The sequence below is a fragment of the Streptomyces sp. NPDC026515 genome (genome assembly GCF_055567595.1).
The window spans coordinates 1-21,584 of record NZ_JBVHQD010000044.1 but is presented as its reverse complement, the minus strand read 5'-3'; the positions used below and the strand labels follow the sequence as shown (position 1 = coordinate 21,584).

The 21,584-nt window shown below is 68.1% G+C and carries 17 protein-coding genes and 4 pseudogenes; 13 read left to right on the top strand and 8 right to left on the bottom strand.

Annotated features, from left to right (window positions below; genetic code table 11):
• Positions 1 to 281: 281 nt before the first annotated feature.
• Positions 282 to 557, bottom strand: a pseudogene (locus tag ACZ4O3_RS43485) (site-specific integrase); the annotation flags it as partial.
• 132 nt (positions 558 to 689) lie between these two features.
• On the opposite strand from ACZ4O3_RS43485, the gene ACZ4O3_RS43480 reads away from it, so the two are divergent.
• Positions 690 to 974: a hypothetical protein gene (locus ACZ4O3_RS43480; protein WP_467727939.1), complete on the top strand. Its 285-nt coding sequence runs from the start codon at positions 690 to 692 to the stop codon at positions 972 to 974.
• Between the two features lie 220 nt (positions 975 to 1,194).
• On the opposite strand, the pseudogene ACZ4O3_RS43475 reads toward ACZ4O3_RS43480, so the two are convergent.
• Positions 1,195 to 1,724, bottom strand: a pseudogene (locus tag ACZ4O3_RS43475) (IS110 family transposase); the annotation flags it as partial.
• 627 nt (positions 1,725 to 2,351) lie between these two features.
• Between ACZ4O3_RS43475 and ACZ4O3_RS43470 the strand changes: the two are divergent.
• Positions 2,352 to 2,555 carry a cold-shock protein gene (locus ACZ4O3_RS43470; protein ID WP_093496951.1) on the top strand — a complete coding sequence of 68 codons (204 nt, stop codon included), beginning with the start codon at positions 2,352 to 2,354 and terminating at the stop codon, positions 2,553 to 2,555.
• Between the two features lie 226 nt (positions 2,556 to 2,781).
• Here ACZ4O3_RS43470 and ACZ4O3_RS43465 read toward each other — a convergent pair whose 3' ends face one another.
• Positions 2,782 to 3,132: a hypothetical protein gene (locus ACZ4O3_RS43465; protein ID WP_467727937.1), complete on the bottom strand. Its 351-nt coding sequence runs from the start codon at positions 3,130 to 3,132 to the stop codon at positions 2,782 to 2,784.
• Positions 3,133 to 3,311: 179 nt separating this feature from the next.
• On the opposite strand from ACZ4O3_RS43465, the gene ACZ4O3_RS43460 reads away from it, so the two are divergent.
• Together ACZ4O3_RS43460 and ACZ4O3_RS43455 are read left to right on the top strand one after the other, a co-directional pair.
• Positions 3,312 to 3,920: a hypothetical protein gene (locus ACZ4O3_RS43460; protein ID WP_467727936.1), complete on the top strand. Its 609-nt coding sequence runs from the start codon at positions 3,312 to 3,314 to the stop codon at positions 3,918 to 3,920.
• A 195-nt stretch (positions 3,921 to 4,115) separates the two neighbouring features.
• A complete protein-coding gene (locus tag ACZ4O3_RS43455; protein ID WP_467727941.1) occupies positions 4,116 to 4,907 on the top strand; it encodes an MBL fold metallo-hydrolase in 792 nt (263 codons plus the stop codon).
• A gap of 144 nt (positions 4,908 to 5,051) precedes the next feature.
• On the opposite strand, the pseudogene ACZ4O3_RS43450 reads toward ACZ4O3_RS43455, so the two are convergent.
• Positions 5,052 to 5,330, bottom strand: a pseudogene (locus ACZ4O3_RS43450) (MerR family transcriptional regulator); the annotation flags it as partial.
• A gap of 656 nt (positions 5,331 to 5,986) precedes the next feature.
• Complete coding sequence (locus ACZ4O3_RS43445) at positions 5,987 to 8,167, bottom strand: right-handed parallel beta-helix repeat-containing protein (RefSeq protein ID WP_467727935.1); 2,181 nt, start codon at positions 8,165 to 8,167, stop codon at positions 5,987 to 5,989.
• A 150-nt stretch (positions 8,168 to 8,317) separates the two neighbouring features.
• Here ACZ4O3_RS43445 and ACZ4O3_RS43440 point away from each other — a divergent pair, with 150 nt between their 5' ends.
• On the top strand, positions 8,318 to 8,461 hold the full coding sequence (locus tag ACZ4O3_RS43440; RefSeq protein ID WP_467727934.1) for a hypothetical protein: 144 nt from the start codon (positions 8,318 to 8,320) through the stop codon (positions 8,459 to 8,461).
• 290 nt (positions 8,462 to 8,751) lie between these two features.
• On the opposite strand, the gene ACZ4O3_RS43435 is transcribed toward ACZ4O3_RS43440, so the two are convergent.
• On the bottom strand, positions 8,752 to 9,735 hold the full coding sequence (locus tag ACZ4O3_RS43435; protein WP_467727940.1) for an aldo/keto reductase: 984 nt from the start codon (positions 9,733 to 9,735) through the stop codon (positions 8,752 to 8,754).
• A gap of 154 nt (positions 9,736 to 9,889) precedes the next feature.
• Here ACZ4O3_RS43435 and ACZ4O3_RS43430 point away from each other — a divergent pair, with 154 nt between their 5' ends.
• The 8 genes from ACZ4O3_RS43430 to ACZ4O3_RS43395 all read left to right on the top strand — a co-directional run bounded on the left by ACZ4O3_RS43430 (position 9,890) and on the right by ACZ4O3_RS43395 (position 18,609).
• The gene (locus tag ACZ4O3_RS43430; RefSeq protein WP_467727932.1) at positions 9,890 to 10,909 is read left to right on the top strand and encodes a zinc-dependent alcohol dehydrogenase; all 1,020 of its coding nucleotides are present in this window, start codon (positions 9,890 to 9,892) and stop codon (positions 10,907 to 10,909) included.
• On the top strand, positions 10,906 to 11,667 hold the full coding sequence (locus ACZ4O3_RS43425; protein WP_467727931.1) for an SDR family oxidoreductase: 762 nt from the start codon (positions 10,906 to 10,908) through the stop codon (positions 11,665 to 11,667). The genes ACZ4O3_RS43430 and ACZ4O3_RS43425 overlap by 4 nt, the downstream gene beginning before the upstream one ends.
• A gap of 1,444 nt (positions 11,668 to 13,111) precedes the next feature.
• The gene (locus ACZ4O3_RS43420; protein ID WP_467727929.1) at positions 13,112 to 14,368 is read left to right on the top strand and encodes an ABC transporter substrate-binding protein; all 1,257 of its coding nucleotides are present in this window, start codon (positions 13,112 to 13,114) and stop codon (positions 14,366 to 14,368) included.
• Between the two features lies 1 nt (position 14,369).
• Entirely contained in the window at positions 14,370 to 15,323 is a 954-nt protein-coding gene (locus ACZ4O3_RS43415; protein ID WP_467727927.1) for a carbohydrate ABC transporter permease, read from the top strand.
• Between the two features lie 2 nt (positions 15,324 to 15,325).
• Positions 15,326 to 16,228, top strand: coding sequence for a carbohydrate ABC transporter permease (locus tag ACZ4O3_RS43410; RefSeq protein WP_467727925.1), 903 nt, complete (start codon positions 15,326 to 15,328; stop codon positions 16,226 to 16,228).
• A 31-nt stretch (positions 16,229 to 16,259) separates the two neighbouring features.
• Positions 16,260 to 17,441 carry a mandelate racemase/muconate lactonizing enzyme family protein gene (locus ACZ4O3_RS43405; protein ID WP_467727923.1) on the top strand — a complete coding sequence of 394 codons (1,182 nt, stop codon included), beginning with the start codon at positions 16,260 to 16,262 and terminating at the stop codon, positions 17,439 to 17,441.
• Positions 17,438 to 17,776: an L-rhamnose mutarotase gene (locus ACZ4O3_RS43400; RefSeq protein WP_467727922.1), complete on the top strand. Its 339-nt coding sequence runs from the start codon at positions 17,438 to 17,440 to the stop codon at positions 17,774 to 17,776. Before ACZ4O3_RS43405 ends, ACZ4O3_RS43400 begins: the two co-directional genes overlap by 4 nt.
• The gene (locus ACZ4O3_RS43395; RefSeq protein WP_467727920.1) at positions 17,773 to 18,609 is read left to right on the top strand and encodes an amidohydrolase family protein; all 837 of its coding nucleotides are present in this window, start codon (positions 17,773 to 17,775) and stop codon (positions 18,607 to 18,609) included. Before ACZ4O3_RS43400 ends, ACZ4O3_RS43395 begins: the two co-directional genes overlap by 4 nt.
• Here ACZ4O3_RS43395 and ACZ4O3_RS43390 read toward each other — a convergent pair.
• Positions 18,594 to 19,376, bottom strand: coding sequence for a FadR/GntR family transcriptional regulator (locus ACZ4O3_RS43390; RefSeq protein ID WP_467727918.1), 783 nt, complete (start codon positions 19,374 to 19,376; stop codon positions 18,594 to 18,596). The two genes, ACZ4O3_RS43395 and ACZ4O3_RS43390, sit on opposite strands and share 16 nt — an antisense overlap.
• A 543-nt stretch (positions 19,377 to 19,919) precedes the next feature.
• A pseudogene (locus tag ACZ4O3_RS43385) lies at positions 19,920 to 21,356 on the bottom strand (IS1380 family transposase).
• Between the last annotated feature and the right edge of the window lie 228 nt (positions 21,357 to 21,584).

Sequence of the window (21,584 nt, the reverse complement as noted above, 5' to 3'; positions counted from 1 at the left end):
GCATCAGCGTGCTCTTCGCGATGCTCCGCGACGGCGCCTTCTACGAACCCCGAACCCCACGCCTCGCTTGACGAAAGACATAGAGGCACCCCCCGCTCGATCCAGAACTCGTAGAAACTGCGGATCACCGCGTTGCTGTGACGGATCGTGCGGACGGCGTACTGATCTCCTGGGTGCTGCTTGCGCGTGATCGGGTTGATGGTGCCGGCGGTGGCGGCCGACTTCTTCCTGGGGGTAGGACGCGGTTTCGAGGTGCGTTGCAGCCACAGCACGAACTCCCGCACCTCTGCCGACGTCACCTTGTCCCACTCAACCTCGACGACCAGAAGCCACCGCCACCACCGCAACAGGTCGTAGGCGTAGCTCCGTACGCTTCCGACACGGCGTCCCTGGGCGACGAAGTCACGCAGGTACCGGCGTACGGGCTCGATCGGCTGTCCGTCGGCGTCCTGTACCTCGTAGGGCACGACGCCGCCCGTCTCAACCACTCGTCCCCACCGTGGCAGCCGGATCGCATCGACATCGCGCTCCACATCGTTCGGTAGTGCCACGCGCATCCCTCCATTCGGGTCGCATGACTTCCTACCGATGCAGCACGACGGACCGTGCACGACACACGCGTGTCGCTCCCGCTAGTCCGGTCAACATGTCCCTGCTCGTTGTGCGTCTTCGCTTCCAAGCGTGATGTATTGCTCTCCGCCGGCCGCCGGCCGCGGCTGGCCGACCTGTACGCCGAGGTCGAGCGGGCGCGGGGCGACAGCTTCCGAGCGGACTGGCGCATCGCCGACCTGATCCGGCACGCCAAGCAGTGCGGGGCGCCCGACTCCGGCGTCGTCTGCCAGGACGACGGTCCCGAGTTCACCGCCCTCATGAAGCAGGTACGAGCAGCCCTGCAGAAGGAGCCCCGCAAGGAACCCGAACTGGCCCGCATCCGCGGCCGCGCCCTGTGCGACGGCTGCACCGTTCACAGCTGATGACCACCGCCTGCCGCGCCGGCCGAAGCCCGTGGCGCGGCAGGCCCCCTACAGTGGAGGAGGAGATGACCATGGAGATGAACCCCACAGCCCTGCTGCTCGACCTCGTCGCCCAGGCCCACCGTGTGAGCGACCCGGGCACGCTGCACGACCTGTTGTCCAGCGGCCACCGCGCCTCGTGCGAGGGCGTCGCCGACGTACAGGCCGGTGTGGACCGGGAGACGGCCCGCGCCGAGCGGCCAGTGATGTCGGTGACGACCGAGGACAGCTTGATTGCGGTGTCCTCCAGGAACATCGCAAGGCGGTTCACGTCGCGGGCCCGGTCCCGGACCGTCTCGGTGCGATACCGGGTGAGGTCCCGCAGCTGACGGATGTCACGCGGGGGAACGAAAGAGGGGCGGCCAGGCCGTGTCCGACCAGCTTGCAGGTCCACTGGCAGCCCTTCACGTCGGTCTTGCGGCCGGGAACAGTCTTGATGTGCCGAGCGTTGAGCAGCCACGGCTCGATCCCCTCAGTGGCCTCGAGCAGGTAGAACAGCGGTTTCCAGTACGACGCCGTCTCCTCCGTGCCGATCCGGGCGATCCTGTTCTCCACTAGCCAGTCCCGCAGCTCCACCAGGCCGTCGTTCATCGTGGAGAACGTACGGATCTCATAACGGGCGCGCCTGCCGGTGCCCGGAACCCGGATGCATACCTTGACATCCGCCTTGCCCAAGTCGGCGCCCCCGCACCGCTCCTCGATCACATCCATGCCCCACCCCGCCCTTCCTCGCGTGCACCAGTAGCGGTGCCCGCCCATCAGGGACCACAGGGTTCAAAGAAGCTCTCTTGCGTGCTCGCGGCAACATCACTGGACTCCTGCGCTCGGCCCCCGCATCCGACTTCCAAACGGGCTCAACGTTCGGCACCAAGCTCTATCGACGTCCTCCGGACGGGCACCAGCCCCGATTTTCCCGGCCACGGGGCGGGACCGACAGGGCCCAGGATGACTACCAAGAGGCCCTTCCTCTATGCCCCACCAGCCCACAAGTCACCTGATCCAGGACCCCCGTTCGAACCAGACCGAGCACACGGCCGGATAGAGAACGGCCAGTCAGGCGGGCAACTCGAGGTCGACGGCGCGTGTGCTCCCACCATCGCCGGCCTCGGGATTTGAGTGGTGACGAACGCAGTCTGTGAGGGCAACTCCGTGTTCCAGTGGCCGAGGCCCACCAGCCGGTGTAGCGTCGTCATCAGCAGTCGTGGTTCCGAAGTCCCGTTCGCCCGTGATCGCAATCACGGGCGTTTTTGCTGTTCAAGGCCTCTCCGGACCAGGCGATCACCTCCGGATCCCGCACGGTGCGGGGCCCGATACGAGTTCCCTCGAAGGAGACAGCACATGGCTACAGGCACTGTGAAGTGGTTCAACTCGGAAAAGGGCTTCGGCTTCATCGAGCAGGACGGCGGCGGCCCCGACGTCTTCGCCCACTACTCGAACATCGCCGCCCAGGGCTTCCGTGAGCTCCAGGAAGGCCAGAAGGTGAACTTCGACATCACGCAGGGCCAGAAGGGCCCGCAGGCGGAGAACATCACTCCCGCCTGACGACGCACGAGTAAGCCCCGGCCATTGCACCGCCCCCAGGCCCGTGCGGTCCGGACGGTGGGGCATTGCGCGTCATATGTCTGGGACCTCTGGGAGCTTCTTCCCGTCCTACCGCCGTCGGCTGCGCTGAGCGCAGCCGACGAGCGGGCGGCAGTCAGGTCCCCGATTGCTTTCCTCACCGGGCATGGCCCTGAATGCGGCGTATCGCGCTGGAACCCGGCTGCATTCAGACGACGGTCAACTCGCCAAGCCGACGGCCATCATCGGCTTTGGTCACCAAGAGCGCAGTAACCTCGGCGTCGGCCGTGAAGACCGGGCCCGTCCACCTGGCCGGGGCGGGTGCGTGTTCGAGGCGGACGCCCGTCCCGTACCTGCGGGCTGCGTCGAAGAGCGTCTGCAGCTTGGCTGCGCTCGGCAGGTCCAGTGCGCCGATCCAAGTGGTCCAGATCTGGGTGTCACCGTGGTATGAGACGACGGCGCGCAAGGCGGCGCGCTGCTGGTGCCGGCGGGTGTCCTCGGCGTGCGCCCACTGGATCGTGACCTCCAGCAGCCAGATCTCGCCCGGAGAGGGGGTCATACTGACCGACAATACGGCGCGCCTCTGACAGCGACACCAGCTCGTGCCGCGGTGGGCCGATGTGGCACGGCGCGCTGCACAGACCCCGGCTGTGGACACCTCCCACGATGCCGACGCATCCTGGCTGCAGGAGCGAGCGGTCAGGGGGACATGTGGTCACGGGTGCCGAAGCAGCGAGCATGGCGAAGGCCGGAGCAAGCATCGCCGATGCGATCAGGAAGGCCACGGTGCCCGCCCAGGGGTGGCCGAACACTCGGGACGGCCTGATGGAGCTCTTCACCGTGCTGGACGAGTGGTGCAGCGTGGCCCAGGAGAGCAACCAAGCTGTCGAGTATGCCCTCGACGCTCGCCTGACGGGTTCCCCGTGGTTCTATCGGGGCGGCCCTCCTCAAATGGCTCCAGACCACCGGATGCGCCTGCATCGCGGCTTCATCGAACGGATCACGGGGGACGCCGACCGGGTTCTGCGGCCGATGGTCCCGTGGCTGCGGAGATGGCGCGGTTCGCAGCGCCGGGCCGAAGCGCGCCGCACCCTGCGCAGCATGATGATGATCTACTGCCCGGAGATCCTTCATGCGTACGAGACGGCGGTTGCCGAGCGATCGAGGTGGGTGCTGGAACACCGGGGCGAGTTCGTCGAGTCCCTGCGCGACCCTCATGTCTCGGAGGCCCAACTCCAGGTCATGCTGGACCAGTTGGATCAGTCCTTGAGAGACCTCCTGTCGGTCCGCGAGGACATCGCCCGGCTGATCCGGGACACCTACCCGCTCGGCTCCGGTAGCGGCTGAGGCCACAGGCAGACCAGGCATTCGTAGGCCAGGCGTCGGTGGCCATCGACCTGACCGGAGCCGTGGCCGCCGCCACAGCTGCATGAGCTCAAGGACGAAGAAGCGACGCGGCACGATCAGGGCGCCCAGGCCGCCGTCGTCTCCGTAGGATCACGAAAAGGGAGCAAATTTTTCGTGCGGAAACGAGAGGACGGCATGAACCAGCACGACGCCCAGCAGTTCCCGGTCCGAACCTTCGGCGGCCCGACCGCCTTGTTCGAGTACGGCGGCCTGCACTTTCTGACCGACCCGACCTTCGACGGCCCCCGCGACTACGCCACCCCCGGCGCCCCGACCCTGACCAAGACCGCCGGCTCCGCCATCACGCCCGACGATGTCGGCCCCGTCGACGTGGTCCTGCTCTCGCACGACGAGCACGCCGACAACCTCGACATCTCCGGCCGCGCCCTGCTCGCCGACGTCCCCCTCACCCTCACCACCCCCGGCGGCGGCGAGCGCCTCGGGGCGAAGGCCACGGGCCTGGCCGACTGGGAGTCGGTCGACCTGCAGCGTCCGGGCGGCGGCGCCATCACCGTCACCGGCGTGCCAGCCATCCACGGCCCCGGGCGGCGTGAGGAGGTCGAGCCGATCGCCGGCCAGGTCGTCGGCTTCGTGCTGACAGGTAAGGGGCTGCCGTCGGTCTACGTCAGCGGCGACAACGCCTCGCTCGACGCGGTCAGGGAGATCGCCGAGCGCTTCGCCCCGGTGGACACCGCCATCCTGTTCGCCGGCGCGCCCTGCTTCCCCGTACTCTTCGACGGCCGGCCGGTCGTCCTGGACAGCGCCCAGGCCGCCGAGGCCGCCCAGATTCTCGGTGCCCGCCGCGTCGTCCCCGTCCACCACGACAGCTGGGCGCACTACACCGAGGGCCGCCAGGAACTGGAGGCCGCCTTCGCCGCCGCCGACTTGACCGACCGCCTCGACCAGGACTGGCTCACGAACGCCTGACCCCCGGAACGCAAAAGGGGCCCGGCCTCCGCAGATGCGGGCCGGGCCCTTGTGGTCGGTGGCTCAGTTCTTCAGGACGCGGGGAAGGTGGGCGTGCAGGTGCCTGACCGTGGTCGGGACGTGCCGGTCGGCGAGCTGCTGCGCGAGTACGTTGATCTGCACTGCCAGTGCTTCGGCGTGCGCTGCCGCGACCTCGGGAAGGGAGAGCTCGCGGTCCACGACCATACGGATCGTCGGAAGGTCCAGTCCCAGCTCGCGCAACGCCCGCACGAGGTCCGGGCGTGCGACGGCGTCGATGTCGCAGGGGCGGTAGCCGGCCGGGCTGTGGTCCGTCGGTATCACGATTCCGCGATCGGAGTAGGACCGAGTGGTCTTGACCGTGCGACCGGTCCGCTGGGCGAGCTCGCCGACCGAGTGGAGCGTGCGCCGTCCATGCTCCCACCTTTGAGCCTCCCTCTACTGGAGACTCAAGCCTTTATGCCTGCCAGCACCCAGCCACCCCTCATCCACAAGTCCTGACACTTCCTCGCTGTCGGGTGAGCAGAGTGCCAAGCGTGGTCCTGCGGCGAAAGGTTCGGGGTCCTTGGCCGAAGGGGTGCCGTATGCGACTGGACAGATTCGGCACCCCTGTGGCAGAGGACCTCCCTGCCGACTCCCACGGGTTTCCTATGGACACATCAAGCCGGTATCGCCGGCCACCGTCGGTTGTGCCGCTGACCGGCGCCTGTTTCGGTACTCAGCCGACTTGGCCCCACAGGACGTGCGCCCGCTGCCGGCTCGTCCGATGCCGAGGCGGACGTACGCTTCTTCTCGTCCTGGACGGCGTTGACGAGTGCCAGGTCACCAGCAAAGGAATCGCCTGCTGCGGCACTCCAGCAACTCGACCCTCCGCACCGGGTCAGAACACCGTGCGGGGCGAGCGTACACCCGCCCCGCACGGCCTGACGGTCGACGACAGGTCACTTGGCACTCTGGTGCTCATACGCCCGCCGCCAGAGTCCGTGAACCTGAACCGTCACTCTGCCGGCGCGTTCCAGAACACCTCGCCGCTCCTGTCGTCGACCCGCCGTGAGCGGCACCTACGGCGTCGTTACGGCCGTGACGGTGCCGGAGTCGAACTGGTTGATCGCTGACTGCGTGACGTCGTGGGACGTGGAGAAGATGCCCGCATCCTGCTTCGCTGCCGCCGAGGCCAACGTCACGGGCTGACCGATCGCGACATAGTTGGCGCCGTCGTAGGAGTACGAGGCGCTGAACGAGGTGCCCGACCGGGTGAGCTTCACCCAGATGGGGCGGTAGATGTCGACGCCGGCGCGGGCGTCGGTGTCCAGGTACCCGTCGCCGTCGGCGTCCCACTCGAACACGACGCCGTTGCGGGCGGTGACCGCGACGACTGCGTACCCGGCCGAACTGCCCGCCTTCGTCATGTCGTTGCGGACCATGACCCCGGACTTGGCCCAGGCGTTCGCGTCGTTGACCGACACGACCCGGGTGGACACGCTCGAGTCGGCCGCGAACGAACCGGACCGGTAGATGGAGCCGAACTGGTCGTCGTGCTGACCGCCGGCGCCCCACACGTCGGCGCCCGCCGCCGCGATCCCGAGGCTACCGAAGCTCTGGCCGAAGTACGAGCTGACGGCCGACGCTCCGGCAGTACGGAGGCCGGGCGCGACCGGTCCACCGGACGGGCACCCGGTGAAGCCGAACTGGTTCGCGTTGAGCGACGTCCGGTACTGCGGCGCGACACCCGCCTTGCAGATCACGTCCCGTGCGCCCGCGGGCCAGTTGGCGCCGGCTACCTTCACGTTGTTGATCAGCTGGTTGTGGTGCGCCGCGGCGTTCGGCGTCGAGGCTCCGCCCGAGTTGTACCAGTTGTTCTGGATGAGGTTGTCGCTGGTGTTGTTGCGGAGGCTGGACGCGTTGGTGAAGAGGAAGGAACCGCCCTGGACCACGTTGTTCTCATATGTCATCGAGCGCGAGCCCTCGTCGAGGTAGAGGCCGACTCCTGAGATGTTGAACAGGTAGTTCTTGTCGACCACGGTTCCCGGGCTGGCGGAGAGGTTGTAGACCGATCCGCCGTCGGCGAAGCGGGCCTTCGTGTTGTGCACGAGGTTGCCCTCGACACGGTTGTCCTTGAGCGTAGTGGGCGTCGTGTACAGCGGGTTCCACTTGTAGTAGCCGCGGTCGACGTAGTCGTTCGACCCCCCGGCGTCGTTGATGCCCCAGCCGTAGCCGGTGTCGATGCCGTCATAGGGGACGTTGGAGACCTCGTTGTGCAGGATGCGGGCGTTGGTGACGTAGGTGCTGAGGATGCCGCTGTTGTCCTTGTAGTCCACGCCCACGCGATTGATCGTGTTGTTGGCGATCAGGATGTTCTGGTTGGTCATCCTCGGGTCGCTGGGGTGGTGCGCGTCAGGCAGTACGCCGCCGACCGCGACGCCGTGCCCACTGTCCTCCATGAACCGGTTGCCGACCACGTCGATGTTGCTGGCGCCCAGCCCGACGCCGGTCGTCGTGGCATTGGCGTCGTTTCCGACACCCAACGCCGACTGGCCGAGGTTGGTGAACGTGTTGCCGGTGAACGAGATGCGGCTGGCAGCGGAGACCTGCACGGCGGCGGGCTCCTGGTACCAGCTGGTGCGCGCTCGTTCGAACATCTCGCAACCGCGCGAGCAGCTGGTGAAGGCGTCGGCGGGGCGGTAGTCGTAGGCGCCCTTGATGAAGAGGCCGTTCTGCTGGTCCGCGTACCCGTCGGTCGAGGGGCCGAGCCAGGAGGTTCCGGAGAACTGGATGCCCTCGAAGGCAAGACCGGTCACGGGCTTGTCGTACGTCCCGCCGATGCTGATCAGTGTCTCCAGACGGGGCAGCTCGATGTCGAGCTGGTTGGGATCGACCCCGTTCGCCGGCTTGTAGTAGAGCTTCCCGGCGTCCGGATCGACGTACCACTGGCCGACCTGGGTGAGGAAGCTCAGCGAGTTGTCGAGGTACCAGGTCGGACCGGCCAGGAAGGAGTTCTGGACGGTGTCCCAGCCCCACGTGTTGTTGTTCCACGCCGGCTGCGCCATCGTGATCTCGGTGGCACTGATGCTCTGAACCGGCGAGTAGCGGTTCGTGAAGTCGCCGAGGGACTCGAACTCGATGCGCCCCTGGTCGGGGAGCGTGGCGAGGTAGCTCAGGGCCGGGTTCTTGATGGTGAGACCCGTTGCGGTGGGCGTGACGTCCGCGTTGGCCAGGCGGATGGAGGCGCGAGGCGCGATCACGCCGTTCACGTAGAGCTGGCGGGTGTCGAGGCCGCTGGGTGTATACGCTTCCCAGATGCCTGAGCCTGCCTCGGACTTGGACCAGCCGGTGACCCTCGAGGCGCCTGTGATGACGGGGTGAGCGTCCGGGGCGGCGGTCCAGTGGATGGTGTGGTCGCCGCCGTCATCGCCGGGTCCGAACCGGAGGGGCTCGGAAAGGCGATAGGTGCCGTCGGCAAGCTGAACGCTTACGTCACCCTGCTTGGCAGCCGGGCCGACAACATGCTGAGCCCGCTCGAGCGAGCACGGCTGTGACTGGCTGCAGTGTCCGGAGTCTTTCCCGTCCGGCGCCGCGAAGTACACCGTCCGGGGCGCGGCTTGCGCCTGGAGGGGAACGAGCACTGATGCGATGACGGCGCAGACGCCGAGGGCCGCAAGGGTGCCCGCCCTGCGCCTCCACCGTCTGCTCACCGAGCGTGTCGAGTCTGACGTCGATGTCATGTTCGATCGCTTCCTGTGACTGGGGCGTTGATGCCCGCCACAGGGTTAGCATACGTATGATGTTTGCCACAAGATTCGTACGATGTTTACCTGGGGCCCGGGCGCTAACTTGTGCGAGCGGGGTCCGGGACCAGTCCTGTGCTGTGCAGCTCCTCCCACAGCGCCCCCGGGATCACCGCCCGATACCGCGCGACATTGCTGCGCACATGCTCCTCAGTGCGCATCCCGGTCACCACGGAGGCGACCGCGGGGTGCCGCAGCGGGTACTGGATGGCGGCGGCGGGAAGCTCCACGCCGTGTCGCTCACAGACGGCGGCGATGCCGGCAGCGCGTTCGACGACGGACCGCGGCGCTGCCCCGTAGTCGTAGTACGCCGAGCCGTTCACGGCCGTATTGCTCAACAGCCCGGAGTTGTAGACCGCCGCGGCGACGACGCCCACGCCGCGGGCGCCGGCGACAGGCAGCAGGTCGTCCAGTGCCGATTGGTCGAGAAGAGTCAACCGTCCAGCGACCATCACCACGTCGACGTCGGTCCGCCTCACGAACTCGGCGAGCATCGCCGCCTGGTTCATGCCGGCGCCGATGGCACCGACGACGCCCTGGTCCCGAAGCTCGGCCAGAGCGGCGATCCCGCTCGACGATGCCGCCTGCCAGTGGTCGTCCGGATCGTGCAGATAGGCGATATCGAGCCGGTCCGTCCCGAGCCGCCCCAGCGACTCCTCAACGGAACGAAGGATCCCGTCGCGGCTGAAGTCCCAGACCCGCCTCTTCGTCGCCGGGACGACGAACCCGTCGTCGTCGAGCCGGTGAGCCGTGTCCGGGCTGTCCACGAGCAGGCGCCCGACCTTCGAGGAGATGACCATGCCTTGCCGAGTGCTCGCACGCAGGGCGTCCCCCAGGCGGCGTTCTGACAGCCCGAGGCCGTAGTGCGGCGCGGTGTCGAGGTGGCGGATCCCTTCCTCGGCCGCAGCTTCGACGGCGCGAGACGACTCTTCGTCGGTCGTCTCGGTGAACAGATTGCCGAACTGGGCTGTACCCAGGCCCAGTTCCGTGAGCTGGTGCCCGGTACGCAGGCCCCGGACGGGCAGCGTCTTCTGCGTGGATGCGTGGTCGCGTGGCGGTTGCTTGCTGGTCACGAGGTCGAGTTCTACCATGACAGCATACGTATGATGTTTCATGCTAGGCTGCGCAACTCCCGGGGGCCGGCGCGGCCTGCGACATGGCGAGGAGGAGCCGATCGGTATGTTGGCGGCAAGCTACGTGGGTGCCCGCACGATGACCGTCGAGGAGCAGGAACCGGCTGAGCCGCGTGCGGGGGAGGTCCGCATCGCCGTGGCGTACGTCGGAATCTGCGGCACGGACCTCCATGTGTTCCACGGGGACATGGAAGGCCGGGTCAGCAAGCCAGCGACGATCGGACACGAGATGTCAGGCACGGTCGTCGCCCTCGGCGCCGGCGTGGAGCGCTGGTCGGTGGGCGATGCGGTGACCGTCATGCCGCTGGCCTGGGACGGCACTTGTCCGGCCTGCCGTGCGGGGAACGAGCACATCTGCCAGAACCTGGACTTCATAGGCATCGACAGCCCCGGAGCCCTTCAGGAGTACTGGAATGTACCGGCGTCGACACTCGTGCGGCTGCCCTCGGGGATTTCGCTGCGAGACGCCGCGCTCGTGGAGCCCCTCGCGGTGGCCGTTCACGACGTACGACGTTCCGAACTCGCCGCAGGCGACAAGGCGGTCGTCATCGGTGCGGGCCCGATCGGCGTTCTGATCGCGATCGTCGCCGCCGCGTTCGGTGCCGAGGTCGCCATCGCCGAGATCGACCCGACCCGCCGGGCCGCCGCCGAGAAGATGGGGCTGACGACGCTGGACCCCCTGTCGGTCGACCAGGTCGCCTGGGTGGAGGAGTGGACGAACGGCGCCGGAGCGGACGTCGTGTTCGAAGTCTCCGGCTCGGCCGCCGCCGTGCTCGGCGCCACCAGCCTGGCGAAGGTCCGCGGCACGCTCGTGGTGGTGGCCATCCATCCGCAACCGCGGCCCATCGACTTGCACCGCGTGTTCTGGCGGGAACTGAGGTTGCTCGGTGCACGGGTCTACCAACGCCGTGACTTCGAGCGCGCCATCGAGCTCCTGGCCGAGTGTGCCATCCCGGCCGAGAAGCTCATCACGGGTACCGTCCCCCTGAGAGAGGTGGAATCGGCCTTCGGCCTCCTTGAGACCGGGCAGGCGATGAAGCTGCTCGTCGAGGTGAGCGCGTCATGAACCTGTTCGACCTGACCGGGCGCCTAGCCGTCGTGACGGGGGCCAGGCGTGGGATCGGATTCGCCGTCGCCGAGGCTCTGGCCGCCGCGGGCGCCGACATCGTCGGACTCTCCGCCACCCTCGATCCGGCCTCGTCGGCTGTCGGCGACCGCGTGCGCGAGCTCGGCCGTGAGTTCTCGGGACACCGCGTGGACTTCGCGGACCGCCGGCAGGTGACCCGGCTCGCCGAGGAACTCGCCGCAGGCGAGCGCCCGGTGGACATCTTGGTCAACAACGCCGGGACCATCCGCCGCGCTCCCGCAGCCGAGCACCCCCTCGAATGGTTCGACGAGGTGCTCGAAGTCGATCTCACGAGCACCTTCGTGCTCAGCCAGATTCTCGGACGGCGGATGCTGGAGGCGCAGTACGGGCGCATCGTCTTCACCGCTTCCCTGCTCTCGTTCCAGGGCGGTATCAATGTGCCGGGGTATGCGGCAGCCAAGTCCGGCGTGGCGGGACTGATCCGGGCGCTCTCGAACGAGTGGGCGGGACGCGGCGTGACCGTCAACGGCATCGCCCCGGGCTATATCGCGACCGACAACACCCAAGCGCTTCAGGACGACCCCGACCGGTCCCGCGCGATCCTCGAGCGGATCCCGGCAGGGCGGTGGGGAACAGCGGAGGACATCGCAGGCGCTGCTGTGTTCTTGGCGTCGGACGCCGCGCGCTACGTCTCCGGGGCGATCCTGCCGGTCGACGGTGGCTGGCTCGGTCGATAAGGCTCTCCCCTAGCCCTCAGCCGACTGGGCACCGTGGTGGTCTCGGTGGGACGAGTCGGAGCCGACGCCTTCGGCCGGCGGGTCGTTCGCGACATGCGAGAGCAAGGTGTCGGCGCAAGGGGCATCGTCGGTCCCGACGCGCCGACCGGCCCGCTCTTCAGGGAACGGCGCACCCCCAGACACAAGGGTGCGGTCCCACCGGTGCGCCGGATCGGCGCGAGCCGACGACGGCCTGGCCGCCGCCCTCATCCGCTACTCCGACGGATCACCACCGCCACCGCTGCCTCAGCCGTTCGGCATTCCCGGCAGCGGCGAGGCAGGCGTCGACATAGTCCCGCGCCGCGTCCGGGTCACGACGGCCGGCACGCGCAGGGCGTCGGCGCTCAGTCGACGCAGGCGCTCCCTATCCATCCCCGTACGCGAGGACGCCCCGAGCGAGGTGAGCCGGGCGCCGAGCTCCGACGGGTGGGAGGGCGCGGGGAGACGGACGGCCGTGACCACGTCGGTGCGCTGGGCGTGCGGCGCGCGTGCCGGGCTGTGGCCACGGCACCGGCAGGCACGGCGTCCACTTCGTGGCGTGCCTCACGCAGTTCGGTGCCTCGGACGTGTGCGAGGCACCCGTTCTGGCGAGGGGGGACTTCGCAGGACGGGGGCCGAACGGTGGAGGCCGCGGGATCGAGACGGGTTGCGGCACGGGGGTCTGCGCGAAAGCGGCCACGGCGCTGCTGTCCGTCACGGTCCCGGACTGCCGGAGTACGTCCCGCGCGGCGGCTGCGCTGCGAATTCGATGGCTCCGGCCGGTGTTTCCCGCCGGGACATCCGCTCGAGGGGCGGCGGCTCATGAGCCAGGTCGTCGGCCAGCAGATCATCGCCTCGCCGCCGGTAGGGCGACGTTCGTAGTCGCTTGCCGGGCGGCGGCGCCCATCAGAACCGATGCCCCTGCTGACGAGATGGCGGAGCGCTTCCGGCCTCGCCCGGTGACAGGACGCATTCGGCTGTACACCCCGGCCCTGCAGCCGGCGCCGCCGGCAGCGACCGGACACGGCCACTCCCGTCCGTCACGAGCGACTCAATCGCGCGTCGGCGGGGCCGAGTTGAGCGTCTCCTGATCGCGGTCGGCTTCAGCAGGCCCGAGTTACCGAGAGAACCTGCCTGCAGACCCGAAGACTATGGCAATCACAAGGCCGCCGTTCGCTGCGGACCCCACAAGATCTCACCGACAGCAACTGCTCAAAGTGATACGTATCGAGCTCGTGACAAACATAATACGTATGCCCTACAGTCCTCGACGCGGAGTCGTCAACGAAGTCGACAGGACAAGGGACATCTCATGGTCGGAATCCACACAGGGGTGCGTTCGCGCCGCAGAGCGTCGGCCGCCGCCGTGATGTGCGTCGCGACGGCGCTCCTGACCCTCGCCGGTTGCGGGGGCGGAGGAAGCTCGGTGAACGGGGCGTATGGCTTTCCCGAGGCCAAGCAGGAGGCCTCCTCGACGATCACCGTCTGGGTGGACGCGGACCGACAAGCTGCGGCGAAGGCGTTCCAGGCGGCGAACCCGGACATCAAGATCAAGGTCGTCACCTATGACGGGTCGGCCAACGGGTCCAACTCCTTCCGGACGAAGATGCAGCTCTTCGACCGCGCCGGCAGCGGCTGGCCCGACGTCGTCTTCTCCAGCCAGAACAACGACGCGGCGTGGGCCAGCCAGAAGAGCGGCGGCAAGCAGGCGTTCGCGGCCGTGCTGGACAAGGGCCTCGTCCCCAAGGACACGCTCGGCAACTTCACCGAAGGCTCGCTCAACCCCTGCACGGTGGACGGCCGCCTGTACTGCCTGCGCAACGACCTCGCCCAGGCGGTGCTCTGGTACAACAAGTCCCTGCTGGACAAGTTCGGTTACGCCGTCCCCACCACGTGGGAGGAGTACCAGGCGCTCGGCGAGAAGGTCGCCAAGGAGCACCCCGGCTTCATCGTCGGTACGGCCGGCGACGCCTGGACGCCCGAGGTGTTCATGTGGGGAAGCAAGTGCCAGGCCAATGACGTGCCCGGCCCCAAGTCCCTCACCGTGAAGACCGACTCGACCGAGTGCAGGCGGGCGGCCTCGCTGCTCGACACCCTCCGTGACAACGGAACCGTGCCGGTGGTCAGCGTGTTCACCCCCGAGTTCCTGAAGAAGTACTCGGGCAAGGTGCTGATGATGCCGGGTCCGGCCTGGTACGCCGGCGCGATCTTCAACAACCCTCAGTCGCTCAACGTGCCGGCCGGCCAGCTCGGCGTCGCCGCGCCGCTGCCGTGGAAGGGCGAGAGCGGGGCGGTGACGGGCAACGTGGGTGGCGGAACCTGGTTCGTCTCCAGCCATTCGAAGAACCTCAAGGCTGCCGAGAAGTTCGTCCAGTTCGTCACCACCGCCGACGCCTACCAGGTCGATGTCGCCCCGGGTTACCCGGCGTACGCGCCCGCCGGGCAGAAGTGGGTCGCCAAGCAGGAGGCGAGCAAGTACTACGCCACCTCGCTGCAGCCGGTCGTGACCGCGGCGTCGCAGGTCTGGGACGGCTGGGGCTACCCCATGTTCAGCCAGGAGGCGATCTGGGCGAAGACGATCACCCCTGGGATCACCGGCGGCAAGTCGATCGTGGACCTGCTGCCGACCTGGCAGACGGCCATCGAGAACCAGGCCAAGGTCAACGGATACAAGGTGAACTGAAATGACCCTGGCTCCTCCGGGTGGTCGGCCGGCCGTTGACGCCTCCGGGCGTCGGCGGCCGGGCCGGGGCAGCGGCCGGGCGGCCGGCCGCGCCTCCGCTCGCAGCCCGATCGGCTATCTCTTCGTCTCGCCCTACGCCTTGTTCACCGTCGTCTTCGGGATCGCGCCGTCGCTCTACGCCGTGGTCCTCGCCTTCACGAACGCCGACGGCGGATTCGCGGGCATCGACAACTTCACCACGGTCGTCAGCGACTTCCGTTTCTGGCCGGCCGTGTTCCACGTGACCACCTATCTCATCATCTGGCTCCTCGGCCTGGTCGTGTTCGTCGTCGGCCTGGCGCTGGTGGTCCACGCCATCGGCGTGCGGTGGGTGAGCACGACCCTGCGCTTCGTCTACTACCTGCCCGGCGCGCTCGCCGGCGCGTCCAGCGTCCTGTTGTGGCTCTTCGTCCTCGACCCGACCGCGAGCCCGGTCAGCGGTCTGCTCAAGGCGATGGGGTTCGACAGCTTCGTGCAGGTGATCCAGCCCGGCAACCTGCCGGCGATCTTCGCGATCATCGCGTTCTGGACCGGAGCCGGCGGATGGATCCTCATCATGTACGGCGCCCTCAACAACATCAGCACCGAAGTAATCGAGGCCGCACGCATCGACGGTGCGAACGCCGTCCAGATCGCGCTGCGGATCCAGCTTCCGATGCTGCGCAAGTGGGTCGCGTACATGGGGGTCATGTCGCTCGCGGCAGGCACCCAGCTGTTCGTCGAGCCGCAGCTGCTCAGCCAGGCCAGCAATGCGGTGGTCCCCAACGACTACTCGCTCAACCAGCTGGCCTACCAGTACGCCTTCCAGCAGAACGACTTCAACGGCGCGGCCGCGATATCGCTGATCCTGCTGGTCATCGCACTCCTGCTGTCCTGGGTGTTCGTGACCCGCGGCGGCCTGTTCGAGAAGGAATGACCATGGCAGCACTCTCCGCCGCACGCCGCCGGCCGAGCCTCAGCGGGTGGAGCGGCCGGTCCCTCGTAGGCGTCCTCCTCGTCGTCTTCGTCCTGTTCTTCGCCGTCCCGATCGTCTGGCTGCTGCTCGCGGTCACGAAGTCCTCGAAGTCCCTCGTCGTCTCGGACCCGTTCTCGCTCGGCTCGTGGCCGGACCTCGTCGCCAACTGGCACCAGTTGTTCGACTTCCAGGACGGTGCGGTGACCACCTGGATCGGGAACTCCGCGCTGTACGCGATCGGCGCTCTGGTGATCACGCTCGTCGTGAGCATCCCCGCCGGCTACGCCCTCGCGCTCACGGAGTTCAGACTTCGGCAGGCGCTGCTGGTGCTGACGCTCGTCGTCATGTTGATCCCCAACACCGCACTGGTGCTGCCCATCTTCCTCGAACTGAACAGCGTCAGCCTGATCGGGAGCCCGCTGTCGGTGATCCTGCCCATGTCGTTCTTCCCGTTCGGCGTGTATCTCACCTACATCTACTTCTCGACCAGCATCCCTCGTGACATCCTCGCCGCCGCGCGCATCGACGGCTGCAACGGATTCCAGGTCTTCACCCGGATCGCCCTTCCGCTGGCCGCCCCGGTCGTCGCCCTGGTGGCGTTCTTCAGCTTCGTACAGAACTGGAACAACTTCTTCCTCCCGTTCGTGATGCTGCCTTCGAGCGACGGCTATCCGATCCAGGTCGGGCTCACCTCGCTCCTGGCGTCGACCCCGGCTTTCAATCCCAGCTCCGCGGGATCCGACTCCGTCCAGCTGCCCACCTTGGCGCTGGGGACGATCGTGTCGATCCTGCCCGTCCTGGTCGTCTTCCTGTTCTCCCAGCGCTTCCTGGTCGCAGGCATGACAGCTGGAGGAGCCAAGGAATGACCACTCGCCTCTGCAAGGAGACCCCCCGCCGATGAAGATCACCGGGTACCGCAGTCTGAACACCGTTCACGACTGGGGCAGAATCACCGGGGACGTCAACGGTGTCCAGCCGGGCCACGCCACGCCGGTCCCCGTCCTCATCATCGAGACCGACAGCGGAATCGAGGGAGTGGGCCTCGGGGCCCATGCCGACATCGCCCGTGTCTTCCCCGCGATCGAGGGCGACGACCCGCGGTCGGTCATGGCGCTCTACGACCGCATGCTCGACTGGGTGTTCAAGACCGGTCACTCGGGATCCACCTTCGGCACCGTCGGCGCCGTCGACATGGCCCTCTGGGACATCAAGGCCAAGGCCGCCGACGAGCCGCTCTGGCGGACCCTCGGAGCCCGCGAGCGCTTCGTCCCCGGATACGCGTCCGGTCTCGAGTACGGCCTGACCGACGAGGACCTCGCGGTCCTCTACGGCCGGTTCGCGGACCGCGGGTTCAAGGCCGGCAAGCTGAAGGGCGGCCGCGACCTCGACCGCGACCTGCCCCGGCTGGAGATCATGCGCGACGTCCTCAGCCGCAACTCCCGCCGGCCGGCGCTCATGTTCGACGCCAACGAGTCGTGGAACCACGCCCAGGCTGCCCGGTATGTCGCCGCCATCGAAGAGCGCATGGACCTCACCTGGGTGGAGGAACCGCTGCGCCGATGGGACGCGGCCGGCATGGCCTCGCTACGCGGAAAGGTGCGCGCGGCGATCGCCAGCGGCGAGAACCTGACCGGACTGGAGCAGTACCGCCCTCTGCTCGACGCCAACGCGGTGGACATCGTGCAGGTCGGCAACGTATGGGGAATCACCCACTTCCTCCGCGTCGCGACGCTCGCCCACGCCCACGACCTGCCGGTGAGCCCCGTCGCCTACAACGCGAACCCGGTCGCGCACGCCGCCGCCGCCGTACCGAACCTGCTGACCTTCGAAGTCCAGGACCTTCACTTCCCCCTCGGTCTCGACGTCGACCAGCAGTTCGACGACGGAGGCATCGTCCTGGGCGATCGCCCGGGCATCGGTATCGTCGTCGACGAGTCCCGGATGTCACCGGCCGACGCCGCTCCACCCCGGCCCGCGGCGACCGGCCCGCACATCCGGCCCGAACGCGCCGGCCTGCGGCTGGTGGCCGAACCCGACGTGATCGACGACCCGACGCACCGCCGAGGCCGAACCCGATGACCCGTCGACCCGAGCGCAGGGCCTTCGTCGTAGGTGTGCGGCCCGACAAGCGCGAGGAGTACCTGGCGCTGCACCGCGCCGTCTGGCAGAGCGTCGAACGCAAGCTCACCGAGTGCAACGTGCGCAACTACAGCATCTTCATCTTCGGCGACATCCTGTTCGCCTACTACGAGTACGTCGGCGACGACCACGAAACGGACATGCGCCGGATCGCCGACGACCCCACTTCGCAGGAATGGTGGACGCACACCGACCCGTGCCAGGTGAGGATCGCTAAGGAGCGTGATCCCGGGGCGCTGTGGCAGCCTGTCGAGGAAGTGTGGCACCTCGCATGAGTGCGGGCATCGACGCCCATGTGCACCTGTGGAACCGGGCCGTGGACCCGCAGGACTGGATCGACCCGGAGACCATGGCGCCGATCGCCCGCGACTTCGGCGTCCCCGATCTGAGCGGGATGCTGGACTCGACCGGTCTCGACGGTGCCGTGGTGGTGCAGTCGAGCAACAGCCTCGACGAGAGCATCCGGCTCGCCGGGCTGGACTCGCCAGCCGTCGCCGGCCTCGTCGCGTGGGTCGACCTCGCGGCGGAGGTCGGACCCCAACTCGACCGAATCCGCGAGAACGCCGCTGTCCCCGTCGTCGGGGCGCGGCATCTGGTCCACATCGACCCGGACCCGGAGTGGATGACGCGCGAGGAGATCGGTGCGGGCCTCACCGTCCTCGAGCAGGAGGGCCTCTGCTTCGACCTCGTCGTGCGTGAGTGGCAGCTCCCGCAGGCGACCCGCCTGGCCGCGCGCCACGGCGGACTCCGCTTCGTGCTCGATCATCTGGGCGGTCCGCCCGAGCCCGGGCAGGAAAGGAGCACGTGGGCGTCCCGGCTGCGGGAGTTCGCGCGGCAGCCGAACGTCGTCGCGAAGGTCTCGGGACTCACCTCGGGCCTCGTCCCCGGATCATGGCGCGCGAAGGATCTCACCGCACCGGTGACGATCGCCCTGGAATCCTTCGGCCCCGGGCGTCTGCTCTACGGCTCCGACTGGCCGCTGGCCGAACTGGGCGGCGGAGCGGCGTCCTGGAAGTCCGCTCTGGAGACGTTGCTGGAGGGGCTTTCCCCTTCGGAACGCGCGCGGGTGTTCGGCGGCAACGCCGCCGACGTCTACTCGCTCTCCTGATCGAGGGCCCGACCACGCTCCCTCGGCGCGTGGTCGGGCAGCCGACGACGCTCCCACGAGACGTGGATGTGATCGTGCATCGCCTTCTGGGCCGCGGCGACGTCCTTCCTCGAGATGGCATCGACGATCGCCGCGTGTTCCTCCAGCGTCAGTGCGACCGCATCAGGGGGATCGATGCCCTGGTAGCGGCTGGACTCCACGGCCCGCTTGTACAGATGCTTCGCGATGTTCTCCGCCAGCCGGTTGCCGGAGATCTCCATGAGTGCGTAGTGGAACACCACGTCCGCCTGCCGGAAGGAGTCCGTCTCAGACTCGCTTTCACGCATCGTGGTCAACGCGTTCTCCAGCCTCCTCAACCCATCTGCGCTGCGAGAAGCGGCCACCGCGCCCGCCATCGCCGACTCGAGGCTCGCCCGCACGATCGTCAGCTCGTCAAGGACACCGAGCGTCGCGTCGTTGTCGATCAACGCGGACAGCACCACCGGATCGAGCATGTTCCAATACCCCGGCGCTCGCACCTGGGTGCCCCGTCCCTGGGAAACGATCACCAGGCCCTTCTCCTCGAGCCGCTTCACCGATTCACGCAGCACCGTACGACTCACGCCGAAGTGTTCGCTCAGCGGACCCTCCGGGGGCAGCAACTCGCCTTCTTTCAACTGGCCCGTCACGATGAGGTCGACGAGCTCGGAGACAACTGCCACACCCAAGCGGCTGGCGGGCAGGCGTCGCGGGAACAGACCGGTTGCGGGCTGCGACTCGGATGGCATAGGCATGACCTTATCGCTCAATCAATTTGCGGTCGAAGAGGTCCCTGGTCCACGACACGTCGTCAACGTTCAACGGCCGGATCGGGCAGGCGTTCACGAGTGCAGCCTCGAAGTCATCGGCTACGGGGTGCAGGCGCGAGGGATCCGGCGGCAACTCGTTCATGCGTTTGATCCCGGACCGGCCCGGCCCGGCCCGAGCACGTCAGACCAGCACTCCCACCATCGCGGCCGTCACCGTGAGCGCCGCGACCAGCAGCATGACCACAGGCGGCCGGCCGAGTCGGTCGCCGCGAACAGGGCCCCCGCCAGCAGGTCCCTGCCGCTCACCCGCTGCCACGCCCCACAGCTCACGGCATCCGGTGCAGTCTCTTTCGGTATCGGCCAGCCAGTAGCCTCGCCGTTTCGGTTGGGGCGATGAGGCGTTGCTGAGGGACAACTGCCTGGTGACGCACGCGATTTCGGTGCTCGGACATGGTGGAGACCCGGCGCGGTGGTCGGGTTCTCCAGGGTCCTTCGGGTCGTGGGCGGTCAGGGGTTTGCCGGTCAGCCGGCGGGACGGGGCAGTGCGGCAAGGCGATGGAAGGCCGTGGCCAGTTCGTTTCTCCAGGGCCAGGTAGCCGATATCCGCAAGCGCAGGCGTCGGCCGCCGCGGGTGAGGCGGGCGGCGACGTGCAGCAGCCGGTAGCGGAGCTTTTTCGGCTCGGCAGTGGCCAGCTCCCCGTCCGGCAGCAGGACGCGCGTCCAGGCCAGCAGGTCGATCGCCGCGAGGCTGAGTTCGAGCCAGACGGCGTTGACGGCGAAGCCGCGGGAGGGGAAGCGGCCGAAGCCGGTGGTCTTGCCGCACCGGATGTGGTCCTCGACCGTGGCATGCCCGCGGTGGCGGACCTCCAGGAACTGTGCGGATCCGCCACCGGAGTAGGGGGTGTCGGTGAGGAACACCTGATGCCGCAGGCCCTCGTCCTGATCGAACAGGGACAGCTGGGCTCCGGGGTGCGGCCGCTCCCGGCGCACGATGATGCGGGTGCCGGTCGGATAGCCGTCCAGATCAACCATGCCGGTCAGCTCGGCCACCCCGGCGCCATCACGCGGCGTCCCGTCCCGGTCCAGGGCGGGATGCCAGAGGCGGTCGGGCACCGAGCGGATCGCGCGGCGGACGGGCTCGGTGATGGCGTATCCGACCGAGAAGAAGGTACGAATTCCTCGTTTCCGCAGGTCGCGGACGTGGGCGAGGAAGGCTTTCGCGGATCCGGCGCTATCGGCGCGGATAAGGATGTCGGTGCCGTGCCGGTGAGTGTCGGGGATCTGCGCGAGCGCCTGGTCGAGCACCACAACGTGATCGGCGGCAGTGTTGGCTCCGGCGTTCCCGGGCCGCAGCCGCCCCGACACGGCCTCGCCGGTGTTAGCGAGGAAACACAGCAGCGGATGGAAGCCGAAGCCGCCCTAATAGGTGGGTGCGGCCTGCTCTTTCTCGGAGTGGCAGGTCACCAGCGTGGCGTCGAAGTCCAGAATCAGGCCGGGCAGTTCTCGTCCGCCGGCCCGGGCAGCAGGTATGCCCTCGCCGGTCTCGGCGGCCTCCATCCAGGCGACTTCCCGGGCCGTGGCGCAGGCCGCTCGCAGCGAAGCGAGTGCAGCCTCGTCGGTGCCGGCGAGCAACCGCCAAGCGGGGGGCGTGGAGGCGACCGTGCCGAACACCCCTGCCTGGTCCCGCAGCACAGCCAGATCCGCGATCGCCTCACCACCGTCGGCGAGCATCACCGCCAGGTCGGTGGCGACCCGGCCCGGGTCATGTCCGGTCCCGCGCGGCCGAAGCGACCTGAGAGCGGCGGAGTACGCGGCCGTCAGCCCCGTGGCATCAGCCAGATCCGCCAGCAGCCGTGCCCCGGCATGCCCGACCATCCCCGACCCATCGGCACTGACATGGACCCTGGGACGCAACCCGATACCCTGCACGTAGAAAGTGCCCTCCGCCTGGACCGACAGAACCCCTCAGCAAGGTTCATCGTCGCAGGTCAGGAAGGCACTTTCGCGTTTCCGCCCCAAAGCCAGCCGTACCCAACTGAAATGGCGAGGCTAGTCAGCGTGAGGCTTCGACACTGCTGACCCAGACAACGAAGTGGGCTTGATCCGCTTTGACGGACATCCGAGATCAGGGGTTCTGCCCCGGGAGGATGTCCATCATGGAGAGCATGGGGAAGAAGAAGCCTCGGC